Origin of the sequence: Rhizobium fabae, assembly GCF_003985135.1 — a bacterium.
Classification (GTDB): Bacteria; Pseudomonadota; Alphaproteobacteria; order Rhizobiales; family Rhizobiaceae; genus Rhizobium; species Rhizobium pisi.
Window position 1 is genome coordinate 494,969 of record NZ_ML133646.1, and the last position, 21,381, is coordinate 516,349.

Genomic DNA, 21,381 nt, shown 5'->3' on the forward strand with positions numbered 1-21,381 from the left:
GCAAAAATAACCCTTCGCCCGTCTGGATATGCCTGCGGCGAACTCCATGTTTCAGCATGTTCTCATCTACGGAGTTGGAGGTTCACGCATGGGCATTTTCGACAAGATCAAACATGCAATTTTCGGAGAAGCAAAAGCAACCGAACCCGTAGCGACAAGCGCGCCGAAGACAGAGCCCGCACAGGCTCCGGTCTCCCCATCGGCAGCGCCCAGCCCGGCGCCCTCGGCCTCTCCCGCTCAAAGCAAACCGACGACAGTCGATATTGTCCCTGTTCTCGACGCGGCCGTGAAGAAGAACGGCCAGAAACTCGACTGGCGTCACTCGATCGTGGACCTGATGAAAGCAGTCGGGATGGATGCGAGCCTGGCCGAACGCAAGGAGCTCGCCGCTGAACTCGGTTATACCGGCGACACCAACGACTCCGCGAAAATGAATATGTGGCTGCACAAGGCGCTGATGAAGCGGCTTTCGGAAAACGGCGGCAAGGTTCCCGCTGATCTCCTGGATTGATCGAACTGGATCGCATCGCCGCTTCTGGGCGCTAGAGCCTTTCCGGGTTAGATTGAAGCATTCTGCCGGAGCAGATTTTCGTCAGGGCAAAGGCGATTGGCGATGGGCATACCCTAAGGTACGTCCGAGCCGATCGCCTTTGATCCTGGCGGAAATATGCCCGGCCCTGCGGGTTGGCTGAAACGGGCCGGCTGATCGACCGGCCGGCTTGGCCGCAGAGCTGGGCTACGACGCGCGCCGGCCGGTCGACCATTCGACTCCGTTTGAGCCAATAGAATGCTTCAATCTAACCCGGAAAGACTCTAACGTAGGCGTTTCGCGACATGGCTTCTTGAGCGCCCAGGCGACGGATGTGCTACCGCGAGCGCCAACCCTGCCGGCTCTGTGAAGTCACGGGGGCCGCTTGCCTGAAGGCGCGGGAAGCAATAATCTCGCATCGATTACTTCGGATAATCGACCATGGGAGATTTGCATCCAATGAGATTGATGGCGGTAGTAGGTCTTGTACTGAGTGTAGGCTGCATTTCGGCGGCGGAAGCCCCCTCGAACTATCAATCCTATCATGGCGGCATTCGGGTCGATACCGATCCGGTTCTGCTGGCGCGATACGATAGAGCGCTTCAGCACTGCCTGCCGGAGGCGAATTCCTGGCGCAGAGGCTCGCCGGACTCGCAGAGCCTGCTATACAACACGGCTCTCAGAAGCTGCCTCTCCAGGCAAAGCTTCCTTGACAGAGGGGTCTACGCCTATCCGATCCCCAAGGTCTACTTCGATCACTTCCTGGATCGCTGATAAGAGCAGCCTATCATTTCTGTCAGCGGGGAATGCAACGCATTCTCCGGCGTCGCTTTGACGAATGCGTTGCCCAGCAAAGCGTTCCTACTTCCGGTTTGCCCACATTTTCGTGGCCGGTCTTTCCGGCGGATTTGTTGCAGCCGTTGTTTCCGGCCGCATTACCTATGACGATGTCGTCGACGTCAAACAACACCGCTTTACTCCGAAAATCATCAAGATTTTCCAAGGCCGTTAAGACAGGATCGCTCGTCGGCTTGCGGTCTCGTACTTGCAAGCCGTCGGTGACCCGTTCGGCACGCGGTTATCAATCATGCCTTAGGTATGTCTCGTTACCGTTCGTATCGACGACAGCGCCGGCAAAGCCGATGCTCTGGGAGACGGCTGATATTGCGTTCTTGTCGGATGGCATCGTCGTTGCAATCGACCAGTAGGCGGGTCTCCCGGGAGGCAAAGCGACCGCTTCCATTGATCTTCCACCAGGACTGCCGGCTGCAGAACAAGGTCGAATCAGCGGCCATCGCCGGTGCCATCCGAGCTAAATTGTTGTCCACATCCGGCAAAATCTATCCAAAAATTGCTGAATTCAGAAAAAAATGTCGATTCCGCTCTTTGGTGGGAAGATTCCAGTCACGCCCATCAGTTTTTCTAATGTTTTCAATGGATGCATATCTCTGTAGTTGCAGAAAGAATAATTCGCGGCATGCGAGATATATATATTGCCCCATTTTGGGCGACTCGAAATTCACCAAGTATTTCAAAACGTAACTTCGGATCGTTTTGGATAATGTGGCAGCAATATGGCTATGATTCTCAAGCACTTACTGTCGCGTTGCTGTTGCGCCCTCCAAAACGTGGCCTTATAACCCGCCGCCGTAACGACTGATTAACTAAAAATGGTAATTGGTAAAGACAACGCTAAGGTTGAGGAACAAGACCATGACGACATACTACGTATCGGCGAGCAGCAGCGGCGGTGGTAACGGCAGTGCCTCGTCTCCTTTTCACACGATCAGCGAGGCAATGGCAGCGGACCTTAAGCCCGGCGACGAAGTGGTGGTGAAGCCAGGGACCTACAACGAGAGCATCAACTTCGACAAGGACGGCTCGGCGGCAGCCGACATCACGCTACGCTCGGAAGTGCCTGGCGCAGCGCTGATCCGGGCGCCCGCGGGCTCGTACACCGGGATCAGTGTCAACGCCAACTACGTGACAATCGACGGCTTCGACATCAAGGGCGGCACCGGTGACGGCATCGAAGCGAACAACGTCCATCACGTCTCAATTCTCAACAACAAGGTCCACGACAGCGGGGAGTCGGGCATTCAGTTCAACTATTCTGACTTCGTCAAGATCATAGGGAACGAGACCTACAATAACGCGTCGACGGGCTGGTTCTCGGGCATCTCGATCTACGAGAACCGGAACATTACCGGCGATACCTCGACGACCGGCTACCGGAATATCGTACAAAACAACATCTCGCACGACAACGTCACGAAGACGGGTGCGCACACCGATGGCAACGGCATCATCATCGACGATTTTCAGAGCACACAGACGGATGGTCATCCGAACTACACGTTCAAGACCCTTGTCGACAACAACCTGGTCTACGAGAACGGCGGCAAAGGTATCCAAGTTGCCTGGAGCGACTCCGTCACGGTGCAGAACAACACGGCATACCACAACAATCAGGACCCGCTGAACGACGGCACCTGGCGCGGCGAGCTCAGCAACGCGCAGTCGAGCAACAACACCTGGGTCAACAACGTCGCCGTAGCCGACCCATCGGTGAACCAGAACAACACCGCAGTCGATAACACGTCTTACGGTGGCTACACCAACGCCAACACCGTCTGGGCCAACAACATCACTTACAACGGCACGGCCGGCCAGGACTCGGTCAGGACCGATGGCGGCAACGCGATGCCGAGTGCGACGAACGGCAACAAGCTCGGCGTCGACCCGAAATTCGTGGGGGCAGCGAGCGGTGACTTCCACCTTGGCTCCGGCTCGTCGGCGATCGACGGTGGCACCACCAAGTACGGTGTCGGCTCGGTCGATCTGGACGGCCACACTCGTGTCGTTGGGACTGTCGATATGGGTGCCTACGAAACAGGCTCCAGCTCGGCACCGGGAACGCCAACTACGCCGACGCAACCGGGGACGCCAACCACACCGACGCAACCGGGAACGCCGACCACGCCAACACAACCGGGAACGCCAACGACCGTATATACCGGCACCAACGGCAACGATATCATGCCACACACCGGTCAGTCCAACGGCGGCAACGAAACCTTCAAGGGTCTCGGCGGTAATGACGTGTTGAAGGGCGGTGCCGGCGCGGACGTGCTCGACGGCGGTTATGGCAACGACACGGCCAGCTATGAGGGCTCCTCCGGCGGGGTCAACGTCAACTTGGCCACTGGGGCCGCATCGGGCGGGCATGCCACCGGTGACAAGATCGTCAGCATCGAAAACTTGACTGGCTCCAGCTACGACGACGTGCTGACCGGCGGCAATAACGGCGGCAACGTTCTCAATGGCGGGGCTGGCGCGGACAAGCTGGACGGCGGCGCCGGCGCGGACACGCTGAACGGCGGCGACGGCGCGGACGTCCTCATTGGTGGTGCCGGAAAGGACATCATGACCGGTGGCCTCAGCTCGGATACGTTTGTCTTCAAAGCAGCGACGGAATCCGCGCCCGGCTCGAACCGCGACATCATCACCGACTTCCAGCACGGCGTCGATAAGATCGACCTCTCGGCGATGGATGCGAATGGCTCTGCGCTGGGCAATGGAGCCTTCCATTTCCTGGCACAGGAGAATGCCTCGTTCGACCATAAGGCTGGCGCGGTCACTTGGCACTATGAAGACAAGGCTGATGCTACCGTTATCCAGGGCGACCTGAACGGCGACGGCGTTCGCGACTTCCAGGTTCAGCTGCATGGCCACATCCAGCTGGGAGCAGGCGATTTGATCCTGTAACTATGTCAGTTGTGGCGGTCGTCCGATCGCCACAACAATCGTGCTGACGGCGCGCGGATGATCCCGCCGGGAGGGCTTAGCCTCACCCGCGGGATCATCCGCGCGCTGCGTTTTTCGACGGGTGTCAGCCGGCCTTTCGTGGCGCGGCTTTGCGAGGCGATAGCTGTCGCGGTTCATCTCGAGGATGTTGACGTGGTGGGTGATGCGGTCCGGCAGAGCGCCAGTCAGGCACTCGGATCCCAAGGTCTTCGTCCATTCATCGAACGGAAGGTTGCTGGTGATCAAGGTGGGACGCCCGTCCTGCCGCCGTACGCTGGATTGGCTGGACGGCGATCGAAATGTAAGGCCCCGTGACCAGACCTCCTCGGGCTGGTCACGGGGCGGCTTCAAGTCACTGAATTTGTGGCGACCCCTGCAGGAATCGAACCTGCGACAACCTGCTTAGAAGGCAGGTGCTCTATCCAGCTGAGCTAAGGGGCCGTCTGCAGGCCGCACCCAAGAAGCGCGGCCGGATGCGGCATATGTGGACGAGAAATCTCAGTGCGTCCAGGGCTGCGTGCGGGTATAGCGGAAATTATCCGGATAGGCGACGACCTGGCGGACCGGATCCTTCGGCGCGATGACACGGTATTCAATGCCGTTGCGCTGGGCATAGGCTTCAGCCAGCGCCTGCGTTTCGAAAGTGAGTTTCACCTGCTGGCGCATGTCGCCGGAGGAGGTGTAGCCCATGATCGGATCGATCTTGCGCGGCGACTCCTGATCGAATTCGAGCACCCAGAGATGGGTCTTGGCCTTGCCGGACTGCATGGCGGTCTTGGCAGGACGATAGATCTTGGCGGACATGACTGCGCGTCTCCGAATATATGGTCTCAATCCCGTCACCGGGCCTTTGCTGTATCATGATGGGATAAAGCAAAGAGATGAATTTTGCTTATCCGCGAATCCCTCGCTTTTCAAGAAAAAAGGCGGTGCATGCGGCCGTTGCCGGCTCCATGCCTGGGACGAGCGACATCAAGGGAACAGGGGTATCAGTGACCGACGCGGCTGTGGATATACCCTGCCCGCCAGCTTTACCGCAGTTTGAAATACAAGGGATTTTCGGTTGGGTTGCGCAATATTACCGATTGTCTCATGTTGTGATTGCAACCTGATTGCCGCATGCGGCGCGCGGCACTAGTTTACGGCCCAATCAGGTTTAGTGGATTTGCGGTCATGACGAGACGTTCGGCAGAGTTCAATGCCATTGTGATCGGGGCCGGCATTACGGCTTTCTTCTACATTGCCATCAGCTATGCCCAATATGTCGGCCTGCTCGGCCAAGGCTGAGCAACGCTTGTTCTCACGCCAGTTGTGCCCGGCAGGGCAAACCGGCGGCACATCACGTTTTTTGGACGTATCCACATAATCTCCTGCAACGACCGGATTATGGGGTTGCGACGGTGGAGTGAACCGTGTATTCCCCCTGCCATTCACGGCACGGAGTGTAGCGCAGTCTGGTAGCGCATCTGGTTTGGGACCAGAGGGTCGGGAGTTCGAATCTCTCCACTCCGACCATTCAATATCCCGATATTGCTAAATTTATTGAGATCAGCGCGATCGCTCGTATGCCGATCGCATCCAGCCGTCACTTCGCCTTGCTTGTCGTCGTGGCGCTCACGATCTTGTCGCCCGGCTTGATTCCGAGCTTGGCCACGATGCCGGCGTTGAGTTCGACGACATATTTCACCTCCCCCATCGAATCGATGATGTCGCGCGAATAGGGCTTGGCGTTTTCCTTGATGTGGCGGATCGTACCGGTGTCGTCGGCAAAGAGCATGTCGAGCGGCAGGATGGTGTTTTCCATCCACATGGCAACACGCCGCGATTGGCCGAAATCGAAGATCATGCCGGCATCGTCGGCCATCGTCTTGCGGAACATCAACCCACGAGCACGCTGTTCCTCGGTCGCGGCGATCTCGACGGTAAAGTGCAGCATCTTGCCCGCGACGCTCTGGATGAGCAGCGGCTCCTTGTCGAAGCGCACCTGCTCCTCGGCCAAGGCGGGCAGCGCAACCATGAAAAAAAGCGCCAGGATGGCGCTTCTGATCGCATGAAACAGGACGAGGCCGCGCATGTCAGTGCGACCGGCTTGCCGGACTCGGAACGTCTGGATGGATCTCTGCGGCCATCAGGCCCTTTTCGCCGTCGCCGAAGCGCACGAGAACGACCTGGCCGGGGCGCAACTCTGTCAGGCCGAAGCGGCGAAGCGTTTCCATGTGCACGAAGATGTCTTCCGTGCCCTCACCGCGCGTCAGGAAACCGAAGCCCTTGGTGCGGTTGAACCACTTGACAAGCGCACGCTCGAGCCCGCTCGTCGCGGTAACCTGCACATGTGTGCGAACCGGCGGCAGCTGCGAGGGATGAACCGCCGTCGACTGGTCCATCGAGAGGATCTTGAAGGCCTGGTAGCCGCGTTCGCGGCGCTGAACGAGAGCGACGATGCGCGTTCCCTCGAGGATCGTCTGGTAACCGTCGCGGCGCAGGCAGGTCACATGCAGAAGAACATCCTGCATGCCGTTGTCGGGCACGATGAAGCCAAAACCCTTGGCGACGTCGAACCACTTGACGACGCCGGTGATTTCAACAAGATCGACCGCCTCTCCCGATAGCTCGTCGAGGTCGGAATATTCGTTCGATGAAATCCTATCAGCCATTTCGCCAGCCCCTCGAATACGCGTCACACTGTTACGGTTAACTGATTCTTGAAATCAAGATTAACATCTTGGTAACGGATAAGCGCAAGTCCTAGTTTTCGGTTATTCCCAACTGCACATTCTATAAAGATGACTTGCCCGAAGCTGACCTCGGCTCGCTGAAAAAGCCAGCCCCAATAAAGGAGTAGATAGAATGCGTTATCTCCACACGATGGTTCGCGTCAAAGACCTGGATGCTTCGCTCGCTTTTTACACCACGTTGTTCGGGCTGGAGGAGATCCGCCGACACGAAAACGAGAAGGGCCGCTTCACCCTGGTTTTCCTGGCCGCCCGCGACGATCTCGACCGCGCGCGCAGCGAAAAGGCTCCCTGTCTCGAGCTTACCTACAACTGGGATACGGAAGATTATAGCGGAGGACGCAATTTCGGCCACCTCGCTTATGAGGTCGACGACATCTACGCCACTTGCCAGAATCTGATGGACAACGGCATCACCATCAACCGGCCGCCGCGCGACGGAAACATGGCCTTCGTGCGCTCGCCTGATGGAATCTCGATCGAAATCCTGCAGAAAGGCAACCCTCTTCCGGCCGCCGAACCCTGGGCTTCCATGGGCAATACCGGCGCCTGGTAAGCTTTCCTGCCGCAAGGCTTTTGCGAGGCTTGCGGCTTTTTCGATTTCGGGTCCGGCCGGCGCCTTGGCGCTTGCCGCGATCCGGCCCCGCAGGCAATCTCCAACCGACTCGAAGCGGAAGATGGCGTTTTTCGTGCATTTTCCGCATCCACTGGAGACGGCTCGCTTGCGTAATACTGAGATGCGGATGCCCCTGACGGGCGCTTTGCTGATCGCCACCTCGATGCTGGCACTGTCCGGCTGCGTGTCGAACAAGAAGGCGCTCGATTCCGCCGCAGCCGCTCCGGCGGCGCAGGCCGCAACGGTCCCGACAGCTCAACTTGCAACGGCTGCGCCCGCAAAATCCGGCCCGCGCTCGGTCTATAGCGATCCGCAGGTCGTCAATGTTTCCGGCGCGCAAGCCGCGCCTCAGGTCGTTGCACAAAACCCGAATGCTGCCGTGCCGGCGGCAGATCCCGCGACGGCAGCACCTGCCAATATCGGCGGGCTCGTCATGCAGTCGACCCGGATCAACGCGCAGGCGATGAGCATCTTTTCGGATCATCAGCCGGGGCCTCAGAACAACAGCACATCCACCGTCATTCAGCCACAGGCTTATGCGCCGGTGGAAGAAGGTGCTGCGCCGGCAAGAAGCAGCGTCTACAGCCAGCCTGCCGCACCAGGACAGCCGGCGGAGCCGGTGCTGCCGCAGCAATCCTCGCAAAATAACAGCACGCAGGTTGCGCCCGTTCAAACCGCGTCGTTGGCGACGGGCAGCATTCCGACCTCGACGGCGAACGCGCTCTACAGTGCTCCGAAGCAGAACCTGCTCGGCAGTCTCTCCGGCCTCTTGCACAAGGTGGCCCTTCCCGGCATGACGCGCATCGCGCCGAACGGGCTGCATCTCCAGAACGACAATGTCGAGGTCGGCTGTTTCAAGCCAGACCTGTTGAAAGTGATCAAGACGGTCGAAACTCATTTCGGCCGGCCCGTTGTCATTACTTCGGGCTATCGCGACGAAGAGCATAACCGCCTGGTCGGCGGCGCTGACGAATCGATGCACAAGAGCTGCGAGGCGGCCGACATCCGGATCGACGGCGTGCCGAAATGGGATATCGCCGCTTATATCCGCTCGCTGCCGGACCGCGGCGGTGTCGGCACCTATTGCCACACGGATTCGGTCCACCTCGACACCGGCAAAACACGCGACTGGAACTGGGGTTGCGGTGGCAAACGCGCGCCTGTGGCGACGGCAAGAGCCATCTGATCCCATAGGCCAAAACGGCGTGACGCTACGTCAGCCCCAACCGACGGACTTCCAGCAACGCCCACAAACCGTTGATTCGGCTAACCTAATCCCAGATAACTGACCAGCCGAAATATCTGTCATTTTTTTGATAAAAATCGAATTTGCCGCTTGCGGGATCGAAAGGGCCTGACTATAAGGGCGCCACCACGAAGGAAGCGCCCTTCGTCTATCGGTTAGGACACCAGATTTTCATTCTGGGAAGAGGGGTTCGACTCCCCTAGGGCGTGCCACTTTCTCTTCTTATAGAACCCATCGCATCCGCTTGCAGAAGCCTGTGCGCGCGCCTATTTTAACGAAATCGGTTCGCGCGCCCTTCGTCTATCGGTTAGGACGACAGATTCTCATTCTGTAAAGAGGGGTTCGACTCCCCTAGGGCGTACCATAATTCCTCTCGTCTCAATCTAGCCGGACGCAATTTTGCGGAATTTTGACATGAGGTTGCGGAATCTTTGAAAAAGCCCATCAGGTTTTAAGGGCGGCTCAAAGGAGCGTTTAAACCGTTCTCAAAGGGCCGAAAAATATCCTCGCACAGATGCTTCCAGCAGCCGCTCGGGCGAGCACGGGGCACGCGAAAGGCGCTTTATAGATCCTCGCGGATAGAAAAGACGTAGTTATAGGGCGTTCCCGAAGAGCCCTTCTGGACCTCGTCGATCGACAGGGAACGAAGTTTTCGATCTTTCAGGCAATATACGGAATATCCAAACGGCTTGAGATAGTCGATCACACTGGCGACGGCGTTGGGTCGATGTCGGTCTTCCGCTTCGATGAGCAGGTTTGGGCGATCCCGGTTCAATATAGCCTCCGCGCCTTCGAGTACTTTTAGTTCGTGCCCTTCAACGTCGATCTTGATGAAGCCTACAGTGCCGAACTGATAGCTGTCCAAGCGTCGGGTTGGAACGGAAATTTCTTCGACATTTTGCGTCGAAAGCGTATTCTGCTCCTCAATTGTAGCGCAGCCATCCATGAGCTGATCACTAGGGATCCGCATCGTTGCAACGCCATCGCTGTCGGAAAGTGCGACCTGCTCGACCCGAACCGACGAACCGAGCGCAGCCTTCAGAAAAGCTACCATGTTAGGCTGAGGTTCGAAGGCGACGACATCGCGCGCATACTTGGTCAAGAACCAGGAATAGACACCGTAGTTCGCACCGATATCGATTGCAGTCTGGTTCCGACGGCATAATCTATCGAGGATCCGAAGCTCGGGCTCGCCACGGCGCCATTCTCGTGAAGCGCGCGTCCATAGCCTGAACCGAGGTGGCGCGATATTAGCGATATGAAGCATGTAGGTTCCCCCCAACACGAACGCGTTCGCTATCCGCTCGTCGAGCGGCGTGCCTCTATTTCTCCATCTTCAGTGAATTGGCCAACAGTGGCTAGATCATCGATAGTTGATGCCTTGCGCGGCCATTCGCCAAGCCTAGTTCTTTAGGTGAAGCCGAGGTAGCCGAATCCCTTCAATCTCACCAGTTGATGATGGGGGCCGTGGGATTAACTATCTGGCGTCTCAGAGCGGCAGCTTCTCCCGGTAACAACCGCCGATCGACGAAGTCTGGTCGAGGCTTCCGGACGACGTGCAGGCCGAAGTGATCGTGGTTCCTCTGGATTTGCATTAGAGCGGAACCCGTGCTGCGGGAACCATTGCTCCGGCACCCAAGCGCCTGTAGCTCAATGGTTAGGACGTCAGATTCTCAGTCTGTAAAGAGGGGTTCGACTCCCCTAGGACGTACCATCTTGCTGTGTGAGGCTATCAACCCGTCCCCGTCGCTCGAGCTTTTTCGGTTTCGCTGCAGTGCGAAACCGTGATTTTCCACAGCAGCAAAAAAAACGGCGAAAACGATGATTTTTTCGCGCCTTGGCGCTTGCGGCTTTCGAAGGTGCTGACTATAAGGGCGCCACCACGAAGGACGCGCCCTTCGTCTATCGGTTAGGACACCAGATTTTCATTCTGGGAAGAGGGGTTCGACTCCCCTAGGGCGTGCCAGTGTTTTCCCGCTAAATCCCTTATTGGTCAGCGCTTTTCGCGGTCATTCATTTTGCCGGTGCTGCATCGAAGACACGCAGCTGAATGCGGCGTGCGCCCTGGTAATGATCGGCGCCGAGCGCGCCTGCGACATGCAGGTTCGCGCCCCGTGAATTGAGCAGAAGACCGCCGAGAGCGGTATCGGCGGCGCGGAAGGCGATGCCGTCGAGTCGCGATCCGTCCATTGCCTCCAGCGTCACCTTCACGTGTTTCTCACCGACCAGGCGCGCGTCGCGCACACGATGCGCCGGCACGGCAAAGAGCGGCTGCGCGTGGCCTGAGCCATAAGGGCCGGCAGCCTCCAGGCGGTCGATGAGTTCAAGAGTGGCGCCGCTTGCGCCGATTGCGCCGTCGATCTTCAGCGTCTCGTTGGCGACGAGGCTCGCCACCGTCCTTGCCGCCTTTTCCGTGAAGAAAGTCCTCAGCCTGCCCAGATTGTCGCGTTCGACCGTCAACCCCGCGGCCATTGCATGGCCGCCCCCCTTGACGAGTATCCCCTCATCAACGGCGGCCCGCACCATCTTCCCCATGTCGAAACCGTTGATGGAGCGGCCCGAACCAGTGCCGCGGCCGGAGGGATCGAAGGCAATCGCGAAGGCCGGTCGTTTGAACTTCTCCTTCAGCCGCGCCGCGATCAGCCCGACGATGCCGGGATGCCATTTCTCATGGGCGGTGACGATAACGGACGCGCCCTCGCCGTCGCCATACTCGGCGAGCGCCTCGGCTTCCGCCTCCTGCAGCATCATGGCCTCCATCGCCTGACGTTCACGGTTGAGCTCGTCGAGGCGCTGCGCGATCACATCAGCCTCTCCGGTATCGTCGAGCGTCAGCAGGCGGCTCCCAAGCGCCGCGTCGCCGATCCTCCCACCGGCGTTGATGCGCGGGCCGATCAGGAAGCCGAAATGATAGGGCGTCACCGGGCCGGCGAGCCCGGCCTTGCGGAAGAGTGCGGCAAGGCCGGCATTGCTCTGGTGCCGGGCGGCGACCAGCCCCTTCACGACATAGGCGCGGTTGAGGCCCTTCAGCGGTACGACATCGCAGACGGTCGCAAGCGCCACGATGTCAAGCCACTGCAGCAGGTCGATCGCCAGGATGCGTTTGTTGCCGGCCGCACGCAGCAGGCGCAGCGTCGCGACCAGCACCATGAAGACGACGCCCGCCGCACAAAGATGCCCCTGCCCCGAGAGATCGTCCTCACGGTTCGGGTTGACGAGCGCATGGCAGCGCGGCAGCTCATGTGTCACCTGGTGGTGATCGATGACGACGACATCGATGCTGCGCGCGGCAGCGGCAGCAAGCGCCTCGTGACTGGTGGAACCGCAATCGACGGTGACGATCAGTTGGGCGCCGTTGTCGATCAACTGATTGATCGCCGCCGGATTGGGACCGTAGCCTTCGAAGACGCGATCGGGAATATAGATGTTCGCCTTGACGCCGAAATGGCTGAGAAAGCGGAACATCAATGCCGAGGATGCCGCGCCGTCGACGTCATAATCGCCGAAGATCGCGACGTTCTCGCCGCGCTCGATCGCGCTCACAAGGCGGACGGCAGCTTTTTCGCAATCGGTCAGGGTATGGGGATCGGGCATCAGGCCCCGGATCGTCGGATCGAGGAATTCAATCGCCTCGTCCACCGTCACGCCGCGCCCCGCCAGCACGCGGGCAATCAGATCCGGCATTCCGTGGATCTGCGACATGGCCAGCGCACGATTCTGTCCGGCCTGATCGAGCCGCGCGACCCAGCGATTGTCGAGCGCGGATTTCTCCACGCCAAGGAACGCGCGCTGTACGGGATCGACGAGATCTGCCATGCCAAACTCCGCTGACTTCATCTGCTCTTTCTACAGGAGCAGCGGAGATAACATAGCGACGGGTTTGCAGACACGGATTTTTACCAAAGCATGTCGCGCGATAGCGACATGCGTAAAAATAAATCCCGTAAAGCGCGAACGAATCTGGAAGATCGCGATGCTAGAGCACGGCCCAGACGATCAGGGCGATGCCGGCGAGCAGCACCAGCAGGAACGAAAACAGCGTCAGCAAAATGGCCCAGTTGCGGCCTGCCGTGTATTCGTCGCCGTCAGCCCCATCTTGAGCCTCTTCGAGAATCTCACGGTGGACCGGCTCGAGGATTTTCTCAAGCACATCGGGATGGTTCGGCGGCACCTCGCTCGGGCGGCCATACCCCTTCCCGGCATGGCTGTCCTTGCTCATGAAATTCTCCACGCCGACGACTCACCATCTCCGGTTTTATTTATATCAATATTTTCGCATCTGTTAATATAGACTTCCGTTAGGGAAGGTTGAACAGATAATAAAAAAACCGCCCTGCCAGAGACAGGGCGGCGTCCGTCCCGTTTCGGGAAAAGAAGGTCAGCCTTCCTCTTTCGGCCGTTCGATACGAATGACCTGCGGCTCGCCGAAGAGATAGCCCTCCGACTTGATGGAGGCGACGGCCTTGCGCACCGACTCTTCCATCGTCGCGTGGGTGACGAGAATGATCGTCTGATGGTGCGAGGGCGCCAGATGCTGCTTGGAACGCTGGACGATCGATTCAAGCGAGATGTGGTTTTCGGCCATGCGGGTTGCGACGCTTGCAAAGACGCCGGTGCGGTCGAGCACGGTGAGACGGATGAAATAGCCGCCCTCGTGGCTCTGCATCTGCGCCTTGCGGTAGGGTTCCAGCGCCGCGGCGGGATGGCCAAGCACCGGTACGCGCTGGGCGCCCGGCTGGCTCTTGGCGATATCAGCAATATCGCCGAGCACCGACGAGGCCGTGGCATTGCCGCCGGCACCGGGGCCGACCATCAGCAGTTCGCCGAGCACGTCGGATTCGATCGCCACCGCGTTGGTGACGCCGTCGACCTGGGCGATGACCGAATCGACCGGCACCATTGTGGGATGGACGCGCTGCTCGATGCCGGTATCGGTGCGCTGGGCGACGCCCAAGAGCTTGATGCGATAACCGAGTTCGGCGGCGGCGTGGATATCCTCGATCGAGATATTGGTGATGCCTTCGAGATAGATGTCGTCGGCCGCGATGCGATTGCCGAAGGCGAGCGTCGTCAGGATCGCAAGCTTGTGGGCGGTATCGTTGCCCTCGATATCAAAGGCCGGATCGGCTTCGGCATAACCCAGCCGCTGCGCTTCCTTGAGGCATTCGGCGAAGGAAAGCCCCTCCTTCTCCATCTTGGTCAGGATATAATTGCAGGTGCCGTTCATGATGCCGTAGATGCGCGAGACGGCATTGCCCGTCAGCGATTCGCGCAACGCCTTGATGACGGGAATGCCGCCGGCGACCGCCGCCTCGAAGTTCAGCAGCGAGCCTTTCTCCTCAGCGATCGTCGCAAGCTCGACGCCGTGATAGGCAAGCAGCGCCTTGTTGGCTGTCACCACGTGGAGACCACGTTGGAGCGCCGTGCGCACAGAGACGTTGGCAGCCCCCTCGGACCCGCCCATCAGCTCGACGAAGACGTCGATATCGCCTTTTTCGGCGAGATCTTCGGGCCGGTCGAACCAGGTGACGCCGGAAAGATCGATGCCGCGGTCCCGCGTCCTGTCGCGCGCGGAGACCGCCGTGATGATGATCGGACGCCCGCAGGTGACGGCAAGCTCGTTGCTCTTCTGCTGAATGATGCGGACAAGCGAGGCGCCAACGGTGCCCAAGCCCGCAATGCCGATTTTGAGGGCATCTGCCATGGATCGATCCTGAAATGTCTGTGTGGCGGCAGCCGCATGACGCGGCTGCCCAACGGTTGGATTAGCGGTGTGCGTTCAGCGAAATGACGTTATGCATCGTTTCGTCGGCCGTCGACATGAACTTCTTGATGTTGCGCGCAGCCTGGCGGATGCGGTGTTCGTTCTCGACAAGCGCCAGACGGACGTAGTCGTCGCCCATTTCGCCGAAGCCGATGCCCGGGGCAACGGCGACGTCGGCCTTCTCGACCAGCAGCTTGGAGAACTCAAGCGAACCGAGATGACGGAACTTTTCCGGGATCTTCGCCCAGGCGAACATGGTAGCGGCCGGCGGCGGCACGTCGAAGCCGGCCTTGCCGAAGCTTTCGACCATGACGTCGCGGCGACGTTTATAGACGTTGCGGACTTCCGCAATGTCGGAACCATCGCCGTTCAGAGCGTGGGTCGCAGCCACCTGGATCGGCGTGAAGGCGCCGTAATCGAGATAGGACTTGACGCGCGTCAGCGCCGCAATCAGCCGCTCGTTGCCGACGGCAAAGCCCATGCGCCAGCCGGGCATGGAGAAGGTCTTCGACATCGAGGTGAACTCGACCGTCACATCCATCGCACCCGGCACTTCGAGAACCGACGGCGGCGGAGCGCCATCGAAGTAGATTTCCGAATAGGCGAGATCCGAAAGCACGATGATGTCGTGTTTCTTGGCGAAGGCGATGACGTCCTTATAGAAATCGAGCGTCGCGACGAAGGCCGTCGGGTTCGAGGGGTAGTTGAGAATCAGCGCTAAGGGCTTCGGGATCGAATGCCGGACTGCGCGTTCAAGCGGCGGGAAAAAGCTCTCGTCCGGTTCAACCGACATGGAGCGGATCACGCCACCCGCCATCAGGAAGCCGAAGGCGTGGATCGGATAGGTGGGGTTCGGGCAGAGGATCACGTCGCCGGGGGCAGTGATTGCCTGCGCCATGTTGGCGAAGCCTTCCTTGGAGCCCAAGGTGGCGACTACCTGCGTATCCGGGTTGAGCTTGACGCCGAAACGGCGGGCATAATAGGCGGCCTGGGCGCGGCGCAGCCCGGGAATGCCCTTGGAGGAAGAATAACGGTGGGTGCGCGGATCCTGCACGACCTCGCACAGCTTGTCGACGATCGCCTGGGGAGTGGGAAGGTCAGGGTTTCCCATGCCGAGATCGATGATATCGGCGCCGCCCGCTCGCGCGCTTGCTTTCAAACGGTTGACCTGTTCGAAAACATAAGGCGGCAAACGCCGGACTTTGTGAAACTCTTCCATTTCATTCCCCATGGAAAGGCGGCCTTTCGGGCCGCAGTCGAAGTTCGTTCCGTCTCCCGGCGGCTGCGACACGAACTTCAGAATCGCAACGCCGTATTCATCAGACCTAAGCCAAGCGGCAAATCTTTGACGAAAAGGCCGCGCAGCGCGCATTATCAGGAAAATTGCATCTTCCGATCCACCCGGAAGGCTTTGCGTCCAAATCGCCTGAAAGGCAAGGTTTATTTGGAGATTTCGGAGAGCGTATCAGCGCCGTGTTCGGCGGCAAGGCGGCGCATTTCTGCGACCTTGGCCTGGTATTCGGCTTCCGAGATCGCGCCGGCCTTGCGCCGGGCGGCGAGTGCCGTCAGTTGATGCTGCAGTTCGGCCGCCTGTTCGTCGCTCATCTGAACATTGGCGGCCGTCAGCGGCGCACCGAAATTCGGATAGCCGTCCGGGTACTTCGCAAGGCCGCCTTCGACCGCCTCGCCCTTGGTGGCCGGCATGACGACGGCGGTCGGCGCCGCTCGCTTGGCGGCGGCCGCGGCCTTCTGTTCCGCCGTCAGATTGCACCCGGCAAGGGCCATCGCCGCCGCGGCGCAGATCAATGCGGTGCGGTTGAAGGTTGCGATGCGCCGAATGCCGTTCTTCGTCATGCCTCAAATTCCAGTTCTGACTGCTTCGACTGTTAAATTTGTCGCGGACACAAAGCAATAGCATGAGCGGATGCTGGTGGAACTTGTTTTCTCGTTCGGTCGCGATGTACAACGAACTGATAAAAAGAGTGCTGCCGCCGGAGGAAATGGTGACCGACAGCAAGCAGGAGAATGGCGGCAAGGCCGGTTTCGATGCGACCGATCTCGATCCTTATCTATTGAAGGATCCTGAGGCCATGACGATGAATTTCGCCCGGGCGCTCGAAAATCTCGGGAAAGCCGCCTCTGCCTGGCTTGCGCCGCGCGAACGCGGCGAGATCGCCGACAGCGTCGTCGACCCGATGACCGACATGGTCAAGACACTGTCCAAGGTTACCGAATACTGGATTGCCGATCCGCGCCGCACCTTCGAGGCGCAGACGCAGCTGATGTCCTCGTTTTTCGGCATCTGGATGCGCTCGATGCAGCGGATGCAGGGCTTGCAAGGCGAGCCGACGTCAGCCGAGCCGGACACCCGCAAGGACAAGCGCTTTTCGGACGAGGACTGGCAGAAGAATCCCTTCTTCGATTTTCTGCGCCAGGTCTATTTCGTTACGTCAGACTGGGCGGAGAAGCTGGTGTCGGAGACCGACGGCCTTGACGAGCACACCAAGCACAAGGCCGAGTTTTATGTGAAGCAGATCACGGCAGCGCTTTCGCCGAGCAACTTCGTCGCCACCAATCCGCAGCTCTACCGCGAGACGATCGCAACCAGTGGTGAAAACCTGGTGCGAGGCATGAAGATGCTGGCCGAGGATATTGCAGCCGGAAAGGGCGATCTTCGCCTGCGCCAGACCGACATGACGAAATTCGCCGTCGGCCGAGACATGGCGCTGACGCCTGGCAAGGTGATTGCCCAGAACGACATCTGCCAGATTCTCCAATACGAAGCCTCGACCGAAACGGTGCTGAAGCGGCCGTTGCTGATCTGCCCGCCCTGGATCAACAAGTTCTATATTCTCGACCTCAACCCGCAGAAATCCTTCATCAAATGGTGCGTCGACCAGGGGCAGACCGTCTTCGTCATTTCCTGGGTCAACCCGGATGCGCGCCATGCCCACAAGGACTGGGCGGCCTATGCTCGCGAGGGCATCGATTTTGCGCTTGCAACGATCGAGAAAGCGACCGGCGAGAAGGAGGTCAACGCCGTCGGCTACTGTGTCGGCGGCACGCTGCTGGCGGCAACGCTGGCGCTGCACGCCAAGGAAAAAAACAAGCGCATCAAGACCGCGACGCTCTTCACCACACAGGTCGACTTCACCCATGCCGGCGATCTCAAGGTCTTCGTCGACGAGGAGCAGCTTGCAGCGCTTGAAGAGCATATGCAGGCGGCCGGCTACCTCGACGGCACGAAGATGTCGATGGCCTTCAACATGCTGCGCGCCTCCGAGCTGATCTGGCCTTATTTCGTCAACAACTATCTCAAGGGTCAGGAGCCCCTGCCCTTCGACCTCCTGTTCTGGAACGCCGATTCGACCCGCATGGCAGCTGCAAACCATGCCTTCTACCTGCGCAACTGCTATCTCCGGAATGCGCTGACGCGGAACGAGATGATCCTCGACGGCAAGTCCGTGTCGCTGAAGGACGTGAAGATCCCGATCTACAATCTCGCCACCCGCGAGGATCATATCGCGCCTGCCAAATCCGTCTTTCTCGGCAGCCAGTTCTTCGGCGGCAAGGTGGAATTCGTCGTCACCGGATCGGGACATATCGCCGGCGTCGTCAACCCGCCCGACAAAAAGAAATATCAATACTGGACGGGCGGCCCGGCCAAGGGAGAATACGAGGACTGGCTCGAGCAGGCGAACGAGACGCCAGGATCGTGGTGGCCGCATTGGCAGGCCTGGATCGAAACGCATGACGGCAAGCGCGTACCGGCACGCAAACCCGGCGGCGACGCGCTGAATGCGATCGAGGAAGCCCCGGGAAGTTATGTGATGGAACGCGCCTGAGAAGGCGCGCGCATCTCTTTTTGGGACGTCCAGAAAAAGAGCGACGACGCGTAAACAAATTAGAAACCATAATTCGTCATCCTTGCGAAACAAGCCTGAAGTCGCACTTGGTCCAAATTCGGCCCATTTGCGCCTTTACCGGCCCCGGCGAAGTTTATTCAGTCAGTGCCGCCGGCCTGCGTAGCGAGTTTGAAAGACGAGTGTAGTATGGCGTTAGCGGTAGGGACGTTCAATGACGTCACCCCTCTTAGCGGATCTGCTTTGCGTTCGCGCAGATCTCGCGGCTTTCTTTACGGTGTCGTCGGCGCCGGACTTCTGACCTCCACATGGCTGATCGCGACCTTCGCGACGATGCACTCGATCACCGCACCCGTTTCCTCTGCCGACGGCTTACCGCAGGTGGCATCGGCGCCGAAGCTCAAGCCGGCGATGAACCATGAACGGCTGATCCATGTCGGCAAGGCTGACCGGCTGACGGCCTTCGACGCCAAGCCGGTCGTGGCCCTGACGGCCGAGCTCATCCATTCGCATGCGAAAAAGACCAACGCTGCCGCAATGGCATCGCTTGCGCTCGCAAGGAATAACCGTCTCGTCACGCCGGCTGAACCGCCGGTAGCCGTTGCCGCCGCAACGCCGGCCGCCCCCGCCGACAGCGTAAAATTCGCCAAGGACGATATCGTCACGCCCTCGACGGAGGTTGCCCAGGTCGGGGCGGACGAAGAAAACCAAGACCGCATCATCATTCCCTCCAAGGAGGCCGTTGCGGCCGTCCAACTCCCCGCCCTGCTCGCACTGGCCGATGCCGGGCCGCAGCAGATCGCTCCGGCCCCGGTCGAGCCGGCCGCTCCCGCGGCCAAGATGGCGTCGGTGCCTGCAGAAAAATCGGCGCCCGTAGTCGTCGCAGAGGCCGAAGAGCAACCGCCCTTCGATCTCGTTCTGGCGCCGGACGCAGATTCGGTGCCGCTGCCGATGGCGCGGCCCGATGGCCTCGTCGGCAAACCGGCTCCGGCTTCCAAGGGGCAACAGCGCTCCGCCGAGCCTGTCCTCGCCTATGCCAAGCCGAACTCGGCGATCGAGGATGACGAAGACGATGCGGTGCCGCGTTACGACAAGCCGGTCTTCTCACCGAAGCTGCGCGCAGGTGTTGCGATCTACGACATCGAGAACAGCACCGTCTATCTGCCGAACGGCGAACGGCTCGAAGCGCATTCCGGTCTCGGCAAGATGCGCGACAACCCGCGCTATGTGAACCAGAAGATGCGCGGACCGACACCACCGCACACCTATGCCCTCACCATGCGCGAGAGCCTTTTCCATGGCGTCGAGGCGTTGCGGCTGACGCCGGTCGAGGGCGCGGACGCCATCTATGACCGTGTCGGCCTGCTGGCTCATACCTACATGCTCGGCAAGAATGGCGATTCCAACGGCTGCGTCTCTTTCAGGGACTACAAGCGCTTCCTCGCAGCTTACAAGCGCGGCGACATCAGGCAGCTCGTGGTGGTGCCCAGGCTGAACGGCAAACCGGCTTCAACGCTCGCCTCGCTATTTTCGTCGCGCAGCTAAGCGACAGGCGTGGATCGCCGGCCTGGAAGGCTATTTCAGCCAGGCTGCGATTCGCTCCACCGCCTCGGCGATCTCTGCTTGCGAGCCGGCGTAAGACAAACGCAGCGTGCGATGTCCCTCCAGCGGATCGAAATCCATTCCGGGTGTTGCGGCGACGTTGATTTCAGCGAGCATGCGCTTGGCAAACCCCATGCTGTCATTGGTGAAACGCGAAACGTCGACATAGGCGTAGAATGCGCCATCCATCGGCGAAGCCGGCGCAAGGCCGATCCTCGGCAGACGATCGAGCAGCAATTCACGGTTTGCGGCGTAACTTGCCTTGACCCGATCAAGCTCTTCGCCGGCACCGAGAGCGGCCGCCGCGGCGATCTGCGAGAGTTCCGGCGGAGAGATATAAAGGCTCTGCGCCACGCGCTCGATCGGCCGCACCAGGCGTTCCGGCAGCACCATCCAGCCGATTCGCCAACCGGTCATGCAATAGTATTTGGAGAAGGAGTTGATAACGATCGCCTCGTCGGTCAGCTCCAGAGCGCTCGCTTCCTCGCCGGCGAAGGTCAGCCCATGGTAGATCTCATCCGAGATGAAGGCGATGGAATGGGCCTGACAGTAATCCGCAAGCGCCTTCAGCCCCTCGCGGCCCGTCACGGTGCCGGTCGGGTTGGCGGGGCTTGCGAGCAACACGCCTTTCAGCTTCACGCCGCTTTCCTTCTGCGCCGCTTCCAGGCTTTGCGGCGTCAGAGTGAAATGGGTCTCGGCCGTCACCGGCACCTCGAGAACCTTCAAACCCAGCGCGCCGAGGATATTGCGATAGGCGGGATAACCGGGCCTTGCGATCGCCACTGCATCGCCGGCATCAAAAAGCGTCAGGAAGGCGAGATTGAAACCCGCTGAAGACCCGGTCGTGACGGCGATACGCGCAGGATCGATCTCCAGTCCGTGCCGGTCCCTGTAGTGCCACGCAAGCGCGGATTTCAGCCGCGCTGTCCCCAGCGCATCGGTATAACCGATCCGGCCTTCGGCAAGTGCTTCGCGGGCCGCTGCGAGAGCGGCCTGAGGTGCGGGATGCGAGGGTTGACCGACGGCCATCGAGATGACGGCATGGCCGTTTGCACGCCGTTTCGTCGCCTCCGCCAGGACATCCATGGCGTGAAAAGGCTCGACTTCGCTGCGTTTCGATATGGAAAACAAGATCGCTTCTCGCTCGACTTCTGAATAACGGCCCGACAATTGCCGTAATAATCGGCTCATCACAATCCCGCGAGGGGCGCGCGAGGATGAA

At 59.7% G+C, this 21,381-nt stretch carries 18 protein-coding genes, 5 tRNA genes and 1 pseudogene; 12 read left to right on the plus strand and 12 right to left on the minus strand.

What is annotated here, in order from left to right; translation table 11 throughout:
• Window positions 1-88: 88 nt before the first annotated feature.
• The 3 genes from EFB14_RS05515 to EFB14_RS05535 all read left to right on the plus strand — a co-directional run bounded on the left by EFB14_RS05515 (window position 89) and on the right by EFB14_RS05535 (window position 4,297).
• Window positions 89-511: a DUF3597 domain-containing protein gene (locus EFB14_RS05515; RefSeq protein ID WP_126823401.1), complete on the plus strand. Its 423-nt coding sequence runs from the start codon at window positions 89-91 to the stop codon at window positions 509-511.
• 477 nt (window positions 512-988) lie between these two features.
• Window positions 989-1,303: a hypothetical protein gene (locus EFB14_RS05530; RefSeq protein WP_126823403.1), complete on the plus strand. Its 315-nt coding sequence runs from the start codon at window positions 989-991 to the stop codon at window positions 1,301-1,303.
• A 939-nt stretch (window positions 1,304-2,242) separates the two neighbouring features.
• Window positions 2,243-4,297: a M10 family metallopeptidase C-terminal domain-containing protein gene (locus EFB14_RS05535; protein ID WP_126823405.1), complete on the plus strand. Its 2,055-nt coding sequence runs from the start codon at window positions 2,243-2,245 to the stop codon at window positions 4,295-4,297.
• A gap of 141 nt (window positions 4,298-4,438) precedes the next feature.
• On the opposite strand, the pseudogene EFB14_RS33935 reads toward EFB14_RS05535, so the two are convergent.
• The 3 genes and pseudogenes from EFB14_RS33935 to EFB14_RS05550 all read right to left on the minus strand — a co-directional run.
• Window positions 4,439-4,588: pseudogene (locus EFB14_RS33935) on the minus strand (ATP-binding protein); the annotation flags it as partial.
• Window positions 4,589-4,700: 112 nt separating this feature from the next.
• Window positions 4,701-4,777: transfer RNA gene (locus tag EFB14_RS05545), tRNA-Arg, on the minus strand.
• A 57-nt stretch (window positions 4,778-4,834) separates the two neighbouring features.
• On the minus strand, window positions 4,835-5,140 hold the full coding sequence (locus EFB14_RS05550) for an ETC complex I subunit (RefSeq protein WP_125844868.1): 306 nt from the start codon (window positions 5,138-5,140) through the stop codon (window positions 4,835-4,837).
• Window positions 5,141-5,217: 77 nt separating this feature from the next.
• On the opposite strand from EFB14_RS05550, the gene EFB14_RS05555 reads away from it, so the two are divergent.
• Window positions 5,218-5,448, plus strand: a complete 231-nt coding sequence (locus tag EFB14_RS05555) for a hypothetical protein (RefSeq protein ID WP_126823407.1) — start codon at window positions 5,218-5,220, stop codon at window positions 5,446-5,448.
• 326 nt (window positions 5,449-5,774) lie between these two features.
• Window positions 5,775-5,851 (plus strand) — tRNA-Pro (locus EFB14_RS05560).
• Window positions 5,852-5,921: 70 nt separating this feature from the next.
• Here the strand turns inward: EFB14_RS05560 and EFB14_RS05565 are convergent.
• On the minus strand, window positions 5,922-6,410 hold the full coding sequence (locus EFB14_RS05565) for a DUF192 domain-containing protein (protein ID WP_126823409.1): 489 nt from the start codon (window positions 6,408-6,410) through the stop codon (window positions 5,922-5,924).
• Window position 6,411: 1 nt separating this feature from the next.
• On the minus strand, window positions 6,412-6,990 hold the full coding sequence (locus tag EFB14_RS05570) for a cold-shock protein (protein WP_125844872.1): 579 nt from the start codon (window positions 6,988-6,990) through the stop codon (window positions 6,412-6,414).
• A gap of 193 nt (window positions 6,991-7,183) precedes the next feature.
• Between EFB14_RS05570 and gloA the strand changes: the two genes are divergently transcribed.
• The 4 genes from gloA to EFB14_RS05590 all read left to right on the plus strand — a co-directional run bounded on the left by gloA (window position 7,184) and on the right by EFB14_RS05590 (window position 9,294).
• Window positions 7,184-7,624 (plus strand): lactoylglutathione lyase, encoded by a 441-nt coding sequence (gloA, locus tag EFB14_RS05575; protein ID WP_126823411.1) that lies wholly within the window; start codon window positions 7,184-7,186, stop codon window positions 7,622-7,624.
• 166 nt (window positions 7,625-7,790) lie between these two features.
• Window positions 7,791-8,870 (plus strand): D-Ala-D-Ala carboxypeptidase family metallohydrolase, encoded by a 1,080-nt coding sequence (locus tag EFB14_RS05580; protein ID WP_126823413.1) that lies wholly within the window; start codon window positions 7,791-7,793, stop codon window positions 8,868-8,870.
• A 197-nt stretch (window positions 8,871-9,067) separates the two neighbouring features.
• Window positions 9,068-9,142: transfer RNA gene (locus EFB14_RS05585), tRNA-Glu, on the plus strand.
• Between the two features lie 77 nt (window positions 9,143-9,219).
• Window positions 9,220-9,294 (plus strand) — tRNA-Glu (locus EFB14_RS05590).
• 198 nt (window positions 9,295-9,492) lie between these two features.
• On the opposite strand, the gene EFB14_RS05595 is transcribed toward EFB14_RS05590, so the two are convergent.
• Entirely contained in the window at window positions 9,493-10,197 is a 705-nt protein-coding gene (locus EFB14_RS05595; RefSeq protein ID WP_126823415.1) for an FkbM family methyltransferase, read from the minus strand.
• Window positions 10,198-10,821: 624 nt separating this feature from the next.
• Between EFB14_RS05595 and EFB14_RS05600 the strand changes: the two genes are divergently transcribed.
• Window positions 10,822-10,896 (plus strand) — tRNA-Glu (locus EFB14_RS05600).
• 47 nt (window positions 10,897-10,943) lie between these two features.
• Here EFB14_RS05600 and recJ read toward each other — a convergent pair.
• From recJ to EFB14_RS05625, 5 genes are all read right to left on the minus strand, one after another.
• Window positions 10,944-12,746, minus strand: coding sequence for a single-stranded-DNA-specific exonuclease RecJ (gene recJ / locus EFB14_RS05605; RefSeq protein ID WP_126823417.1), 1,803 nt, complete (start codon window positions 12,744-12,746; stop codon window positions 10,944-10,946).
• Between the two features lie 160 nt (window positions 12,747-12,906).
• Window positions 12,907-13,149 (minus strand): hypothetical protein, encoded by a 243-nt coding sequence (locus EFB14_RS05610; RefSeq protein ID WP_126823419.1) that lies wholly within the window; start codon window positions 13,147-13,149, stop codon window positions 12,907-12,909.
• A gap of 159 nt (window positions 13,150-13,308) precedes the next feature.
• Complete coding sequence (locus EFB14_RS05615) at window positions 13,309-14,634, minus strand: homoserine dehydrogenase (protein ID WP_126823421.1); 1,326 nt, start codon at window positions 14,632-14,634, stop codon at window positions 13,309-13,311.
• 61 nt (window positions 14,635-14,695) lie between these two features.
• On the minus strand, window positions 14,696-15,913 hold the full coding sequence (locus EFB14_RS05620) for an LL-diaminopimelate aminotransferase (protein WP_125844884.1): 1,218 nt from the start codon (window positions 15,911-15,913) through the stop codon (window positions 14,696-14,698).
• 221 nt (window positions 15,914-16,134) lie between these two features.
• On the minus strand, window positions 16,135-16,548 hold the full coding sequence (locus EFB14_RS05625) for an SHOCT domain-containing protein (protein ID WP_126823423.1): 414 nt from the start codon (window positions 16,546-16,548) through the stop codon (window positions 16,135-16,137).
• A gap of 146 nt (window positions 16,549-16,694) precedes the next feature.
• Between EFB14_RS05625 and phaC the strand changes: the two genes are divergently transcribed.
• The gene (gene phaC / locus EFB14_RS05630) at window positions 16,695-18,539 is read left to right on the plus strand and encodes a class I poly(R)-hydroxyalkanoic acid synthase (RefSeq protein WP_245438209.1); all 1,845 of its coding nucleotides are present in this window, start codon (window positions 16,695-16,697) and stop codon (window positions 18,537-18,539) included.
• A 207-nt stretch (window positions 18,540-18,746) separates the two neighbouring features.
• Entirely contained in the window at window positions 18,747-20,102 is a 1,356-nt protein-coding gene (locus EFB14_RS05635) for a DUF2778 domain-containing protein (RefSeq protein ID WP_126823425.1), read from the plus strand.
• A 30-nt stretch (window positions 20,103-20,132) separates the two neighbouring features.
• Here EFB14_RS05635 and EFB14_RS05640 read toward each other — a convergent pair whose 3' ends face one another.
• Entirely contained in the window at window positions 20,133-21,290 is a 1,158-nt protein-coding gene (locus tag EFB14_RS05640; protein ID WP_126823427.1) for a pyridoxal phosphate-dependent aminotransferase, read from the minus strand.
• Window positions 21,291-21,381 lie beyond the last annotated feature (91 nt).

Bases quoted from the DNA above. Each gene is read 5' to 3' on its own strand.
- EFB14_RS05515 (WP_126823401.1), top strand. From the start codon at position 89: ATGGGCATTTTCGACAAGATCAAACATGCAATTTTCGGAGAAGCAAAA.
- EFB14_RS05530 (WP_126823403.1), top strand. From the start codon at position 989: ATGAGATTGATGGCGGTAGTAGGTCTTGTACTGAGTGTAGGCTGCATT.
- EFB14_RS05535 (WP_126823405.1), top strand. From the start codon at position 2,243: ATGACGACATACTACGTATCGGCGAGCAGCAGCGGCGGTGGTAACGGC.
- EFB14_RS05550 (WP_125844868.1), bottom strand. From the start codon at position 5,140: ATGTCCGCCAAGATCTATCGTCCTGCCAAGACCGCCATGCAGTCCGGC.
- EFB14_RS05555 (WP_126823407.1), top strand. From the start codon at position 5,218: ATGAATTTTGCTTATCCGCGAATCCCTCGCTTTTCAAGAAAAAAGGCG.
- EFB14_RS05565 (WP_126823409.1), bottom strand. From the start codon at position 6,410: ATGCGCGGCCTCGTCCTGTTTCATGCGATCAGAAGCGCCATCCTGGCG.
- EFB14_RS05570 (WP_125844872.1), bottom strand. From the start codon at position 6,990: ATGGCTGATAGGATTTCATCGAACGAATATTCCGACCTCGACGAGCTA.
- gloA (WP_126823411.1), top strand. From the start codon at position 7,184: ATGCGTTATCTCCACACGATGGTTCGCGTCAAAGACCTGGATGCTTCG.
- EFB14_RS05595 (WP_126823415.1), bottom strand. From the start codon at position 10,197: ATGCTTCATATCGCTAATATCGCGCCACCTCGGTTCAGGCTATGGACG.
- recJ (WP_126823417.1), bottom strand. From the start codon at position 12,746: ATGGCAGATCTCGTCGATCCCGTACAGCGCGCGTTCCTTGGCGTGGAG.
- EFB14_RS05610 (WP_126823419.1), bottom strand. From the start codon at position 13,149: ATGAGCAAGGACAGCCATGCCGGGAAGGGGTATGGCCGCCCGAGCGAG.
- EFB14_RS05615 (WP_126823421.1), bottom strand. From the start codon at position 14,634: ATGGCAGATGCCCTCAAAATCGGCATTGCGGGCTTGGGCACCGTTGGC.
- EFB14_RS05620 (WP_125844884.1), bottom strand. From the start codon at position 15,913: ATGGAAGAGTTTCACAAAGTCCGGCGTTTGCCGCCTTATGTTTTCGAA.
- EFB14_RS05625 (WP_126823423.1), bottom strand. From the start codon at position 16,548: ATGACGAAGAACGGCATTCGGCGCATCGCAACCTTCAACCGCACCGCA.
- phaC (WP_245438209.1), top strand. From the start codon at position 16,695: ATGGTGACCGACAGCAAGCAGGAGAATGGCGGCAAGGCCGGTTTCGAT.
- EFB14_RS05635 (WP_126823425.1), top strand. From the start codon at position 18,747: ATGGCGTTAGCGGTAGGGACGTTCAATGACGTCACCCCTCTTAGCGGA.